Consider the following 14,015-nt stretch of genomic DNA (forward strand, 5'->3'; position numbering starts at 1 on the left):
GTCAGCGGAGCAGCTGCACGACCGTGACGCCGTTGAAGGCGGCGTGCGCCCACATCGCGGGGGCGAGGCGTCTCGTGGCCACGACCAGCGTGCCGGCCACGAGCCCGAAGACCACCAGCGCCGGCAGTTGGAGGATCTGCGCGTGCGCCAGCCCGAACAGCACTGCCGAGAGCGCCACGGTGAGAACGCGCCCCATCCGCCCCCACAGGGCCCGGAGCAACAAGCCGCGGAAGTACAGCTCCTCCACGAACGGCGCGACCAGGACGACGGCGACCACCACGACCGTGGCAGCCGTGGCGTCGTCCGCGATGGCCATGATGCGGCGGGCCGGCTCCTCGATCTCCTGGCGGTCGATGTGCGGCGTCAGCGGCAGGTACACCAGCGGGATGATCAGGAACTGCGCCGCCAGTCCGCAGACCAGTCCGACGGGCACGTCGTACCAGCGCTGCTCGAGGCCCACAGCGCTGCGCAGCCCGACGCCGTGGCGGCGGACGATCGCCCAGGTGACCGCCGCCAGCGTCAGCCACAGGGGCAACTGTCGCAGCGTGAACTGCCAGTAGCTGAGATTGAGATGGTCCGGCTCGGCTCCGCCGGCGACCTGCGCGCCGGCTCGGGCTGCAGCGGCACCGACACCGGTCGGCACCGCCCAGAACGACTCCAGCACCAGCTGCACCACGATGGTGACGGCGGCAGCCGCGATCCATCCCAGAATCGCCGCCGACACGGACCAGCGGGGCGGCGGCCGCAGGCGGCCCCTCTGCGACATCAGCGGCCCGCGGTCGCACACGCACAACAACGGACCACGACCAGCGATCCTACCCGTGGGCATCCGGGACCTCGGTGACGCGCCCCGACGGGGCCCCGGTATCGAGACGCCTCGGGAGATGGCCCGCAGAATCACCCGGCTGCCTCCTAGCATGAACCTATGGCGCAGTCGCCTCCGCCCCCGCAGCCGCCACAAGAGCCCGGCGGTCCGGGGGACGCGCCCCGCGCCAGTGGCCCGCACTGGACCCGCTGGCTGGCCTGGGTGGCACTGCTGGTCATCCTCGGAACGCTCATCCTGCCGGGGCTGTTCAGCGACGACACCGGCGAAGCCATCACCTACGCCGAGTTCCTGGATCAGGTGGCCGCCGGCGCGGTCGTCACCGTGGAGATCAACAACAACAACGGCGACATCAGCGGGGAGCTCGTCGACGGCGGCACCTTCCGCACCACCGGCCCCACCGAGCTGCCGCCCGAGGACTACGCCCTGCTGCGGGACCGGCTGGGGGCCGGCGTGGAGTTCACGAGACCCACCTCGAGCATCTGGGGCACGCTGCTGCCCCTGCTGCTGCCGGTGGGGCTGCTGATCCTGTTCTTCTGGTGGATGCAGCGGCGCGCCCAGGGGCAGATGGGCGGGATCATGTCCATCGGCCGCTCCCGGGCCAAGACGTACTCCACCGAGCGGCCGGCGACGACCTTCGACGACGTGGCCGGCTACGAAGGCGTCAAGCGGGAGATCACCGAGGTGGTGGACTTCCTGCGGGAGCCCGAGAAGTTCGCCCGCATCGGCGCCCGCATCCCCAAGGGCATCCTGCTGGTCGGACCGCCGGGAACCGGCAAGACGCTCATCGCCCGGGCCGTCGCCGGCGAGGCGGGGGTGCCGTTCCTATCGGTCACCGGCTCGGACTTCATGGAGATGTTCGTGGGCGTCGGCGCCAGCCGCGTGCGCGACCTGTTCAACTCCGCCCGCAAGATGGGGAGCGCCATCATCTTCATCGACGAGATCGACTCCATCGGCCGCAAGCGCGGCGCCGGCCTCGGCGGCGGCCACGACGAGCGCGAGCAGACCCTCAACCAGATGCTCTCGGAGATGGACGGCTTCGAGGCCACCGAGGGCATCGTGATGATGGCCGCCACGAACCGCCCCGACATCCTGGATCCGGCGCTGCTGCGCCCGGGCCGCTTCGACCGCCAGGTGGTGGTGCCGCTGCCCGAGCTCGACGACCGGGTGAAGATCCTCGAGGTGCACGTCAAGGGCAAGCGGATGGCCGAGGACCTGGACCTGGCGCTCGTGGCCCGCGGCACGCCCGGCATGAGCGGCGCCGACCTCTCCAACGTCGTCAACGAGGCCGCCCTCGCGGCGGTCCGGGCCGGCGAGGAGACCATCGCGATGGCCCACTTCGAGCACGCCCGCGACCGGGTGCTGATCGGCCAGAAGCGGGAGTCGCTGGCGCTCTCGGAGGACGAGAGGACGGCGGTGGCCTATCACGAGGCCGGCCACGCCGTCTGCGCCGCCACGCTGCCCAGCGCCGACCCGCTGCACAAGGTGACCGTCATCCCCAGCGGCATGGCCCTCGGCGTGACGATGCAGCTCCCGGAGCAAGAGCGCCACATCTACCGCCAGAACTACATCGAGGACTCCCTGGTGGTGCGGATGGGCGGGCGCATCGCCGAGGAGCTGGTCTTCGGGGTGATCTCCACCGGCGCCAACGACGACCTCGTGGGCGCCACGCAACTGGCCCGCAAGATGGTCCGCGAGTGGGGCATGAGCGATCGGCTCGGACCGATGGCCTGGGGTTCGCAGGGGGAGGTCTTCCTGGGCGAGGAGATCGTCAGCGCGCGCGAGTACAGCGACGAGACGGCGCGCCTGATCGACGAGGAGGTGGAACGGATCCTGCGGGTGCAGGAGCAGCGATGCCGGGCGCTGCTGACCGAGCACCGTGATGCTCTCGACCTGGTGGCGCGAGCGCTGCTGGAGCACGAGACCATCCCCGGCAGCGAGGTGCAGCGGCTCGTGGACGTCGCCGGCACGAACGGCTCGGCGGTGACCGGGAGCGCCGCGGTGGCGGCCGCGACGGGACTCGACGAGCCGGCGGTCTGAAGCCGCCGGCGCCAACTCCCCACGCCGGTGCGCACTGCCCCTCTGGCGCTGATCCTGGGGGCCGTGGCCTGCCTGGTGGCTCTCGTGGCTTCCCGCAGGCGCGGTCGCTGGCGCGGCGTGCTGGCCTCGCCGGACGTCCCTTCGTCGCTGGATCGAGCCGCATTCGATCACCTGGGCACGGGAGCGCACCGGAAGCTCTGGCTCGTCGCCGTCCTCACCGACAGCGCCTGCGGTACGTGCCCCTCGACGCTGGAACGGCTCGAGCCCCTGGCCGGTCCCGAGGTGGAGGTGGTCGAGGTGGACGCCGGCAGGCACCGGCAGCTGCACGACTCCTACGGGATGGACGCCGTCCCGTTCACGCTGGTGGCCGACGGTGACGGGGCCGTGCAGGCCTGGATTCTCGGACCGCCGACAGCCGGCGACATCGCCGCGGTCCAGCGCGTCGTGGCCGAGCAGGATTGACCGGAGCGGCGCCCAAGCAGCAGTGGCCGACGCCACAAAGACGGCACGGGCACCCGACTCGGACGGGAACGGGTTCACCGCCGCCGGCGGGCGGGCGCCAGAGATCACCCAGGCCTGTCACACCCTTCCGTAGGATGCAGGTACAGCCCCCGCCCGAAGGGAACTCCCGCGATGATCACCGGCGCCAACGGCAGCAACCCGCCGGACATCAAGCCACGCACACCCGTGGCGGCACTGCGACCCGAGCGCTATGGCACACTCCGGAGCCGTTATCCCCTGGACTCGGTGGCGAAGGCCGTGGGCATGTCGCCGACCTTCGTCCGCAAGGTCGTCGGGAAGCGGACCGATCTAGCCGCTGACGACGTACTCACCCTCCTCGACCAGGACTCGTTCAACGAAACCTTCGCACCACGATCCCGGGTCATCGACCATCTCGAGAGTCACACTGCGGTGACCGACGAGCGGGATTTCACTGCGAATCCTCCCGACTGCGAGTTGCGTCGGGGCAGTGCGCTCGACCTGCTGGAGTCGGTCCCGAGTTCGAGCGTCCAGTGCGTCGTCACCTCCACGCCGTATTGGGGTATGCGTCTCTACGAATGCTCCCACGACGTGACTTGGGCCGATGGCGAGCACTGTGCGTTCGGTCACGAACAAACGCCGGAGGGCTTCGTTCGGCACACTGTTCAGGTGCTCGACGCACTCTCCCGGGTCCTGACCGACGACGGCTCCATATGGTGGAACGTCATGGACAGCTTCAACACCCGCACCCAAGTGCGCGGCTCCGCGCTCGAAGCCCTCCGGGCGATGGAAGGCAAGGACGGCAGAAAATGGCGCGAGCACGACGTGCGCCGCTACTCCGCCGGTCACTCGTATCTGAAGGACGGCGAGCAGTGCCTGATCCCGGCCCTGATCGCCCAGCGGGCCAGCGCCATCGGACTCTACGTCAAGACGGTCATCACATGGGCCAAGCGGGGTTCGCTGCCCGAGCCGCAGCATTCGCGAGTCAGTCGGAATCTGGAGTACATCATCCACATCACGAAGAACCGGACGCCGAAGTTCTCCCGCGACCCCTACCACGTCTGTGACCCGGTGTTCGGGGGCCGCAACCCCGAATGCGAATCGGAGAAGTTGTCCGACGTGTGGGTTCTTGCCACATCGGGCGGCGGGAACGGGCACGGGGCGCAATTCCCCGTCGCACTGCCCGGCCGCTGCATCGCGCTCAGCACCGAGCCGGGGGACCTGGTGCTGGATCCGTTCGTGGGAACCGGCAACTCGGGGATCGCGGCCAGGCACCACCGGTGCGCATTCCTCGGATTTGACGTGTCGGAGAATTACCTGTCGGTTGCCGAGGAACGGCTAGGCCAGCAGGGCCCGAAGTCAGCTCTCTCCGGGAGGTACCGGCTCGTCGGCTAAGAACCTCCTCACCAGAGCCGGCACCGCCGATGCATGGGTCGAACCGAGAACGATCTTCATGGACCGCCACGCCTCCAATCCGAAGCTCGTCGCCGGAACCACCTCCTCCGGGCCGACGACGAATCCCCAGACCTGCTGTGCGAGCCCATTGAGCGTGTCAAGAACGTAGCTCGATACTTGGTGATAGCCGTCACGGCCAACGTAGGTTGCGTCCGCGCTCCATTTGCACTCGAGAAGAAGCGCGCGCTCGCCGGGACGGATCAGAAGAATGTCGGACCCAATGGCTCCACCGGTATCCGGGACGCCGGCCAGAGCCGACGCATACGTGGACGGGCCAAGCTCGTAGTGCGAGCGGGCGCCCGCCGACTCGAACCACAGATCCCACGATCGGCCATCCGGTTCGACTGCACTCAACTGGGGGCCGGTTCGCAGGCCGCGCACTGGCATATTCCAACGCATGTTGCACTGCGCCGATCGAAGACCTGCGACGGCGAATCCGAATGCGCTGACGTGAAACAGCCTCCACCGCAGTTCGGCGTCGGGTTCAAGCAGGCCGAAAGCCAGGAACCCCGGATCCTGGGCGGCTCGAACCGTCAGACGGGCGGCCTGCGCGACGGCGCGCCAAGGAGGACCGGAGGCCTCCAACGAGCGCAGTTCAACGTGACTCGGTCGAACCGGCTCAACGTCGTGGGCGAATCGCTCGGTCACTGTGCGCAGAAGACGAGCTGGCGGGGCGATGCGATCGATCAGCAGCGGCGCATCGCGAGGATCGAGCCGATCGAGCGCGTCGCTGAGTTCCGCGGAGAGCCACGCCAGCGTCCTCATCGCCACCCCGCCGACGACCCGGTGTCGCGCCCGCACGACATACCGGCGCGGCGGCCAGCCGTGCTCCCGGACCGACGCGATCCAGTCGATCCTGCTCTGGAGCGTGGACAGCACCATTCGCTCGGTCGCCGTGGCCGTCGGCAGACATTGCTCCCAGTGCCGCAGCGACGCAGGCCACTGCGCGACACACGGTTCGAGTAGGCCGAGGAGGACGCGGCGAGCTCGATTCCGAACCTCGTCCGGCGTCCAGGCACCCAACGCGTCAGGCTCGGTGACCGCGGACACCAATTCGATCACCTTCCCGTCACCGGTCCAGACGGAAGTGATCTCCTTCAGCCCCTCTCGGGGGATACTAAGCGTGTTCAACTAAGCATATGGCGTTGCGATAGAATCCACTGCCACTGGACCTCGGTATAGACCTCTTCATCGTCCAGTATCCGATGGCCCAGCATCTGCAATGTCTCATCACTGTAGGTGGCGAGGTATTTTCCGACGTTCAAGACGTAACCCTCTGCCAACTGTTCAGCCAGTGAGTTCGATTCAGCGCTGGGTTCGAGGTATCGCGCGATCCGCAAGAAGACCGCTGGGCCAAGGGAAGTCTCCGGTTCTGAGCAATGGGCTGAGTAGAGCCCGAGAATCGCCACAAGCACAGGATCCTCAATCCCGGGATGGTGTGTTCGCATCAGTTCTTCGAACTGGCCTGGAGTTATCGTCGGCACCGGGACGACAACGAAGCGACGAGACAGGGCGAGACCGAATCTGAAGACCCTCATGGCGTCCTGGGGGTTGTAAGTGCCGATCATCCGCCAGTCTTGTCCAGCAAGAAAGCGCATCGACCCTCCAGCGTCGTCCGACTCCGCCATGCTCGACGCCGACTGGCTCCAGCCCAGGAGTACCGGGACACCCGTGTGCGGATCCGTGCGTCCGATCTGAACCTCCTCGTCCGCGAGCCACGTCAGGAGAGGACCCATGATTCTGTCCAAGTCCGCCCTGTTGGCTTCGTCGAGGACGAGCCAGCGATTCTGACGCAGCGCATCGAGGATGAACCCATTCGACCATCGGAGCGTGCCATCAGCAGCGGGAGCGAGACCACCGATCAACTCGAACGCACTCCAAGTGTCATCCGGTGTCACCCACACCGGATCGGGGCGGAAGCCCGCTTCGAATCCGAGCGCTGTCGGGTCATCGGCCACCTGATCCGCTATCCATCGAACCAGCCGTCCCTTGCCGGTGCCCGGAGGCCCGACGAGCATGACGAATGAGTAGCTCGTCACCGCGCGACGCAGCATGCGCTCGACGCGCCGATCGAGGATCACCGGTTCCAACTCGTCCGTGGGAGTCGTCGCCGCTGTCTGCCGGGCGACAGTAGCGCTGCGAGCCTCTGCCGGAAGTGCGAGAGGAGACCGGCCAAAGGCCGGTTCGCTCCGCGGCGGCGAGCGGCCTGGCGGCTCAGAGTTTGCGGGCTTGGCGGTGGCCTTCGTAGACGGCTTCGTAGGTGGTGCGCGGGGCGATGGCGTCGCCGATCATCTCGGTGCTGACCCCGCGGCTCCGCACCGCGTGGTAGAGGCCGTTGTCTGACTGGCGGCCCGTGGCCATCACGATCCAGTCGGCAGGCAGGGTTGTGGTCAGGTCGTTCACATAGACGTTCAGGAACTCCACCGCGTCGCCCTTGATCTCCTTCACGAACAGATCCGGCAACACCTCGACGCCCGACTCGTAGAGGTGCTGGCGCACCCACAGGTAGTACACCTCGGGGATCGTCTCCATGCCGATCATCGGCCAGCGGGTCACAAGCTTCGTGTCGCAGCCGGCGTTGGCCAGCTTGACCGCCGTGAGCGGAGCCATGGCGTCCTGCAGGTCGTCGATGACGATCACCGAGCCCGACGGCTCCACGGTGCCGGTCGCCACGTCCACCCACGTCACGCAGTTCCCCGTCTCCCAACCGGGTAGCGGCGAGGCCGTCTGGCCCTGCCACCCGTCCCGCCGGTAGTGCGAGCCGGTGGCGATGACCACATGGTCGGGCGCCTCGGCCGCCAGCAGCGCGTCGAGGTTGTCCTCGTCCACGTTCTCGCCGGTGCGGATGACGGCGCCGTTGCCCGCGGCCTGGGCGGCCAGCCACACGGCGATCTGCCCGTACTCGGACCGCTTGGGCAGTTGGGCGTGCCAGCGCACATGCCCGCCGGTCTCGATCTCCCGCTCCACGACGACCACGTCGTGGCCGCGAGCGGCGGCGATCCGGGCGTACTCCAGGCCGGCCGGGCCCCCGCCGATGACGAGGGCCTTCTTGCCGGCGGGGACGGCGGTGAGGCTGCCCTCGCCCCACTGGCGCTCGCGGCCCACGACGGGGTTGTAGACGCACTGCACGCGCCCGCCGGTGATGACGCTGCGCCAGCAGTAGTTGGCGGCCACGCAGCGGCGGATGTCGTCCTCGCGGCCCTCGCGGACCTTCTGCACCCAGTGCTCGTCGGCGAAGAGCTGGCGGGCCAGCAGGATGGCGTCGGCCTCGTCCGCCTCCAGGATCTCCTCGGCGATCCCGGGGTTCGTGATACGCCCCACGAGCAGGACCGGCGTGTCGGTGACCTCCTTGACGGCCTTGGTGTAACCGCGTTCCCAACCGGGCTCGTAGGTCATCGGGGTGTGGATGAACGAGTGGTGGACGCCCGCGGAGATGTTGATGTAGTCGATGTCGGCGCGCTCGTCGAGGTCCACCACGATCCGCTTGACGTCGTCCATCTCCAGGTCGCCGGGCCAGAACGAAGCCGAATTGATGCGGTAGCCCACGATCTTCTCGTCACCGGCCGCGGCGCGGATGCTGGCGAGGGCCTCCAGCGAGAAGCGCAGGCGGTTCTCGTAGGAGCCGCCCCAGTCGTCGCTGCGGTGGTTGTACAGCGGCGAGAGGAACTGCCACGGCAGGTAGCCGTGCGCCATGTGGAACTCCACGCCGTCCAGCCCGGCCTCGAACGCCCGCCGCGCCGCGCTGCCGTAGGCCTCGATTATCTCGTGGATCTCGTGGGGCTCGATCTCCTTGGGCATGGGGGCGTTGGGATACTCCCCCGGCGGCACCTGACTGGGCGCCACGTGCCACCACTCGGCATCGAGGTCGGCGGCGGGGTCCTTGTTGAGGACGTTCATGGCCCGCAGCCCGGGGTGCAGCAGCTGGGTCACGAGCCGGGTGCCGTGGCGTTGCACGGCTTCGGCCACCCGGGCGAGACTCTCGATCTGGTCGTCGGTCCACAGGCCCGGGAAGTTCAGCTCCGAGTACAGCGCCTCGGGGTGGATGATCGTGCCGCCGATGATGATCATGCCGAGTCCCGAGCGGGCGCGCTCCTCGTAGTAGGCCACCGCCTGGTCGGTGAAGATGCCCTCGAGCGGGTCGGCCACCCACGTCGGGCAGGTGGGCGCGAAGACGACACGGTTGGGGACCGTCGTGTGCCGGACCTGCCATTCGCTGAAGAGTTTGGGATACGCGGTCATTGGCCTGCCTTCCGGTCCGATCGAGCGCGACGGGGCGACCCTGGGCCGGGGACAAGGGGCACCCGACTGCGAAAACTAGTCACCGAGACCGAGCCGGGCGAACCGGGCCGCCGGAGCCGGGCGATCTAGAAGAGAAGCTGCTCGAGTTCGGAAATGGACTCCGATTCGGGCACTGCCCCGAGTGCGCCGGAACCTCCGGGGCGAGCGTGGGATGCCACGAGCGGCTCGGTGGCGCTGAAGCGCAGCGCGGAGGCTCCCGGCGGCAGGCTGATCGAGAGATCCAGCAGCAGCCTCTGGCGGGGCCGGATCTCCACGTCGTTGAATCCTCCGAGCGCCACCCAGCCGCTGCCGGTGAGCGCCTCCAGGGACAGCCGGCTGATCGTCTCGAGGGAGGGGTTCACGATGGACACCGCATGCCGGCCACTCCCAGCACCTCCAAGCATGAAGGTGCCGCGCCGTGCGCCCACGGCCCGCCCGGGGAGGAGCGAGACCTCGCCCTGCAAGCCCGCCTCGACGGTGCGCAGCCGCTCAGCCACCACGGCCACACCGTTGAAGGAGCGAACGCTCACCCAGTACCTCTCGCTGGGCGGGACGCGACTCGTGGCCGCCACCACGTCAACACCGGAGACGGGATGCGCCCCGCCGGTCAGCGGCGGGAAGAAGGTGACCTCGACACGCTGTCCCGGTGGGACGGTGAGCTCGAACGGCGGCACACCCCGAGCCTGCAGCGCGGCGTCCAGCTCGACCGCCACGTCGACCCTCGCCTCGGCCACATCGGGGTTGTACACCACGAACGAATTGGCCGCCCCGGCTCCGGCCCCCGCCACCCCCAGCGGGAACAGCCACTGCTCCTGAGGGCGCGGCGAACCCGCACGCAGGGACACTCCGGAGAGGCCCAAGTCGCCGTTGAACGTCTGCAGCGCGGACGCCAGCAGGTTGCCACTGCGGGCCACCACCGAGAACGCGACCTGCGGCCGCCGGGTCACCTCGCTGCCGAGGTCGAGGATCAGCAGCGTGCCGGCAGGCACCACGACACCCTGATAGGCCACCGGCTCGCGGCGGCCCTCGTCGGTTGCGAAGCCGATATCGGCGACTGCGTCATCGGAGAACGGGTTCAACAGCGACAACCGCACCTGGGCGTCTCGCCTCGTACTGGCCGCGGCGAAGTGCCACTCCGGCGACGCGGCGGTCAGGCACGCCCCGGCATCGCCGGCTCCCGCCACCGTGGCCTCGTGCATCACGACGCCGCCGGCGCCGTCCAGACGCACCTCGGCGGCCACGAACAACTCTGCGAAACTCGCCAGTTCGGGCGACAGTTGCATGACCGTTGCCGCCGGGTCGATGTCGAGTTGGGCGTACGGCGCCACGACGAGTTCGAATCGAGCCGCGGGCCACGGCTGGGACCGGCCGCCCAACGGGACCGCCGGGAACAGGCGCACCATTCCCCGGAGTTCGCTCCCGGAAGTGTTCAGGATGCTCACCTGCTGGCGGGATCCGCCGGCACCGCCCACGCCGCCGACGCAGAACCAGGTCTCGCCGCCGGCAGCGGAGTAGCCCGAGTAGGCGCCCGCCGCCTCAGCCGGGGGCGGGTCGTCGGCGGCGGCCCGCGCCGCCCAATCGGCCACCGCCAGAGCCGCCACGGCTGCCATCAGGGCGAGGATCGCCGGCCGGCGCACGTCAGGACTCCCGGCGTGCCCGGGCCAGCAGCGCCGAGACCACGTTGTCGGGTACCCGGCGGTCCCCGACGAGTTCGGGCGCCACGCCGCTCCGGAACCTCAGCGACCTGCGGCGCAGGAGCGCCAGCGGAACCAGGACCACCGCAAGTGTCCAGAGGACGAGGCGCGTCACGTTGGCAGCACCCGGCTCGTGGCGGAGCGTCGCTTCGCCGCCCCCGCCGGTCGGGAAGCTCTGCGCCCAGCCGAGCGCCGGTCGGGGATCGACCCTCGTCCCCCCGACGTGGAGCACCCAACCGTCCGAAGCGTCCGCGAGATAGAGGGTGCTGTCGGGCGGTAGGACTCCGCGGGCCTCCGCCGGCGGGTCGAAGGCCGGCAGCGCCAGGTTCGGCGGGGCCGCGAACGCCTCGCGGGTCACCTCGCCCGTGCCCGCCAGGAGCGTCCGTGACGGGCGCCAGGCGATGTTGCGGTACACCGCCACGCCGGCGCGGGACTCCTGGCGCTCGAGGTCGAACTGCGCGCCGAGACGCGCCTGCACCAACGGGGGCGCCGGTTCGGCGAGGTCTCCGAACGGTTCCGGGGCGATCCGCTCCATGACGACCAGGTAGCGGACTCCCAGGGGGGCCAATAGCTCCCCCATGCGGTCGGTCTCCCCGGACATCACGTCCCGCCAGGCATCTCGCAGCCGGTCGGCCTCGGGAGGTCGCGAGCCGGGCCACTGCAGGCCGACGTCGGGCGGCACCGCGGCGGAGGTGGCGAACACAAGGCGATCGTCGAGTTCCCAGCCGCCGAGGGGAAGCACGTCGGGATGGCCGACCCAGAGAATCCGGAAGGCGCCCAGACGGGACTCTTCCTCCACTGTCGCCAGCGGCGTCGTGAAATCCCCCCGGGGCGTGCCCCAACGACCGTCGAGGGTCAGCGTCAGCGCGGGGATGCCGCCGACGATCAGGGCTGCCAGGCCGACCCCGGCCGGCACCCACCGCCCCCGGCGGCGGGCGACAGCGCCGCCGGCTGTCTCCGCTGCCCCGAAAGCGGCGGCCAGTGCCAGCCCGAACCCCGCGGGCGCCAGCAGAACCTCCGGGCGCGGCAGGTCCCAGGGGCTCCAGCGGTGCTCGGCGGCCAGAGCCGCCAGCACGGAGACGACGACCAGGCACCACGCCCGAACCACCCACACGAACCTGCTCTCCCGCGCCACCGCCAGCGCCAGTGCCGCCACGACCAGCAACCCCCAGACCAGTGAACTCTCAACCGCCGAGCCGGTTGCGAAGCGCAGCAACTCCGCCAGGGTGAGGTCGCCGGCGGAATCCGGCCGCGCTCCCGCGGCGCTGAAGGCATCCCGGAACGAGGTGGGCCCTGCCGGGAAGTTGAGCAACCAACCCGCCACCAGCCCGCCCACGGCGCAGCCGAGCAGGTGCGGCAATCGCTGGGCCGATCCGGCCAGGAGCCCCCCTACTGCCAGCGCCGCCACGAGCATCACCAGCATCAGGGGCGTGGCGGGGACGAACGCCCAGATCAGCGCCACGAGAACTCCTACCAGCACCGTCGCCAGCCAGAAACCCGTCACCGGGGGCGCCGGCGAGGCGCTCGGCGGATCCATGGCCCGTGCCAGCCAGAGACAGATCCACGGCAGGGTTCCGTAGATCGCCAGTGCGCTCCAGACCCCGTTGGCCATGGCGTTGTACGGCAGCGGCACGGCGAAGAAGGTCAGCAGGCCGACGATCTGAGCCCGGCGGCTTCCCGTCCTGGCCAGCAGGCGCCAGAGTCCGACGGCACCGAACGGGACGAGTCCCAGCAGGAGCACGGTGCGCGTCAGGCCCATCGCCCCTCCCAGCACCGAACCGGCCACGCCGAGGATCCCGTAGGCGGTCGGGGCGGGCCCCTCCGAGCCCAATCCCGCCTCCCGCCAGTTGCTGAAGAAGGCACTGAACAACTCGCCGGGCGAGTCTCCGAGCCAGGCGATCTCGCCGAAGATCGGTATCCCCCGTGTCAGCAGGTGCCGGCTCCCGAAGATGAAGAGCACTCCGACGGCGGTCCAGCCGGCAGCCGCGGCCTGGCTCGATGTGTCGCGCGCGACGTCCCGGAGACGGTGGCGGCGCCCCCAGAGCACGCCGGCGCCCTCGACCCCGGCGTCGCCCCGCGCCAGACCGGCGGCGAACCGCGCCAGCGAGACGTACCCGCGGTGCGTCAGGTGCCCGAGGCGGTCGTCGTCGGACGCGGTGGCGATCAGGCGCCGCCTGTTGAGGATCTCCGTCACCCCCAGCAGGTTCCACAGCCAGGCTCCCACCAGCCCCCCGGCACGCCGCATGTGTCCCGTCAGCACGGCGAGAGCCGCCTCGGTCGCCGACAGCACCAGCATCGGCACCAACTCGGCCGCCAGGCGAGAGGCGCGGCTGCACATCAGCACCGATCGGAGTTGGTGCCGGTAGGAGAGCCACTCGTGGTCGCGACGCTGCCGGCGCGCCGGCAGGCGTCCCAGATGGCGAGCGCTCGCCCCGGGCACAACCAGAACCGTCCCGCCGTCCAGACCTGCCCGGCGGCACAGGTCCAGATCCTCGCCGTAGAAGGTCATGGCACCGTCGAACCCGCCGAGCCGGTCGAACACCTCGGCCCGGACGAGCATGCACGCACTGGGCACGGCAAGCACCTCGGCGACCGCATCGTGCTGCCCCTGGTCGTACTCGCCGGCAGTGACCAGCGGCACCGGAACCCCCATCCGATCCGACGAGAGACCCACACACTGCAGGAACCCGGGGTTGTCCCAATCCACGAGCTTCGGGCCCACCACGGCGGCCTCCCGGCGCACCGCTTCGTCCACCAGACGCGTGACCGCATCCGGAGCCGGCGCCACGTCGTCGTGACAGATCAGCAGGAATGTGGTGTCGCCCGTCTCGGCGGCCTCGCCGACGACGCCCGGCACGGACCCCTCCGCCGAGTCCGGCTCGTCGATCCGGTCCTTGCCGGCGAGCATGCGAGCGGCCGCATTGACAGCCGGACCGAACCCGGGGTTCCCCGGCACGACCATGACGGTGGCATCGGGCATCACCGCCGCCACCCTGGCGGCCACGTCCGGGACAGCACCGGCGGTGATCTCCTCCTCGCCCGAGACGTCCACCACCGTGACCGACAGAGCGGCGTAGTCCTGGTCCCGAAGCGACTGCAGGGTCTCGTCGAACCAGTCCCCGGGATCGTGAGCGACCACGATGGCGCGAACCGGTGGGCCGATCCTGCCGAGGCGCTCGGTCGGCACAGCGGTGGCGTCCGGGGATTCCACTAGGGTGCGAGAGTATCCCCGGCGCGTCGGACAG

At 69.8% G+C, this 14,015-nt stretch carries 9 protein-coding genes; 3 read left to right on the plus strand and 6 right to left on the minus strand.

Going from position 1 to position 14,015, the window contains the following annotated elements; all coding sequences use genetic code 11:
• Window position 1: 1 nt before the first annotated feature.
• Complete coding sequence (locus OXG55_10145; GenBank protein MCY4103603.1) at window positions 2-766, minus strand: type II CAAX endopeptidase family protein; 765 nt, start codon at window positions 764-766, stop codon at window positions 2-4.
• A gap of 159 nt (window positions 767-925) precedes the next feature.
• Between OXG55_10145 and ftsH the strand changes: the two genes are divergently transcribed.
• The 3 genes from ftsH (at window position 926) to OXG55_10160 (ending at window position 4,738) form a co-directional block, all read left to right on the plus strand.
• Window positions 926-2,863: an ATP-dependent zinc metalloprotease FtsH gene (gene ftsH, locus OXG55_10150; protein MCY4103604.1), complete on the plus strand. Its 1,938-nt coding sequence runs from the start codon at window positions 926-928 to the stop codon at window positions 2,861-2,863.
• Between the two features lie 27 nt (window positions 2,864-2,890).
• The gene (locus OXG55_10155; GenBank protein MCY4103605.1) at window positions 2,891-3,325 is read left to right on the plus strand and encodes a hypothetical protein; all 435 of its coding nucleotides are present in this window, start codon (window positions 2,891-2,893) and stop codon (window positions 3,323-3,325) included.
• Window positions 3,326-3,496: 171 nt separating this feature from the next.
• Window positions 3,497-4,738, plus strand: a complete 1,242-nt coding sequence (locus OXG55_10160; protein MCY4103606.1) for a site-specific DNA-methyltransferase — start codon at window positions 3,497-3,499, stop codon at window positions 4,736-4,738.
• On the opposite strand, the gene OXG55_10165 is transcribed toward OXG55_10160, so the two are convergent.
• The 5 genes from OXG55_10165 to OXG55_10185 form a co-directional block, all read right to left on the minus strand.
• The gene (locus tag OXG55_10165) at window positions 4,703-5,563 is read right to left on the minus strand and encodes a hypothetical protein (GenBank protein MCY4103607.1); all 861 of its coding nucleotides are present in this window, start codon (window positions 5,561-5,563) and stop codon (window positions 4,703-4,705) included. The two genes, OXG55_10160 and OXG55_10165, sit on opposite strands and share 36 nt — an antisense overlap.
• A gap of 362 nt (window positions 5,564-5,925) precedes the next feature.
• Window positions 5,926-6,879: an AAA family ATPase gene (locus tag OXG55_10170; protein ID MCY4103608.1), complete on the minus strand. Its 954-nt coding sequence runs from the start codon at window positions 6,877-6,879 to the stop codon at window positions 5,926-5,928.
• 133 nt (window positions 6,880-7,012) lie between these two features.
• Window positions 7,013-9,037, minus strand: a complete 2,025-nt coding sequence (locus OXG55_10175; protein ID MCY4103609.1) for an FAD-dependent oxidoreductase — start codon at window positions 9,035-9,037, stop codon at window positions 7,013-7,015.
• A 125-nt stretch (window positions 9,038-9,162) separates the two neighbouring features.
• Entirely contained in the window at window positions 9,163-10,713 is a 1,551-nt protein-coding gene (locus tag OXG55_10180; GenBank protein MCY4103610.1) for a DUF5719 family protein, read from the minus strand.
• 1 nt (window position 10,714) lies between these two features.
• Window positions 10,715-13,981, minus strand: coding sequence for a glycosyltransferase family 2 protein (locus OXG55_10185; GenBank protein MCY4103611.1), 3,267 nt, complete (start codon window positions 13,979-13,981; stop codon window positions 10,715-10,717).
• Between the last annotated feature and the right edge of the window lie 34 nt (window positions 13,982-14,015).

Source organism: bacterium (genome assembly GCA_026708055.1).
In the GTDB taxonomy this organism is placed as follows: Bacteria; Actinomycetota; Acidimicrobiia; order Acidimicrobiales; family CATQHL01; genus VXNF01.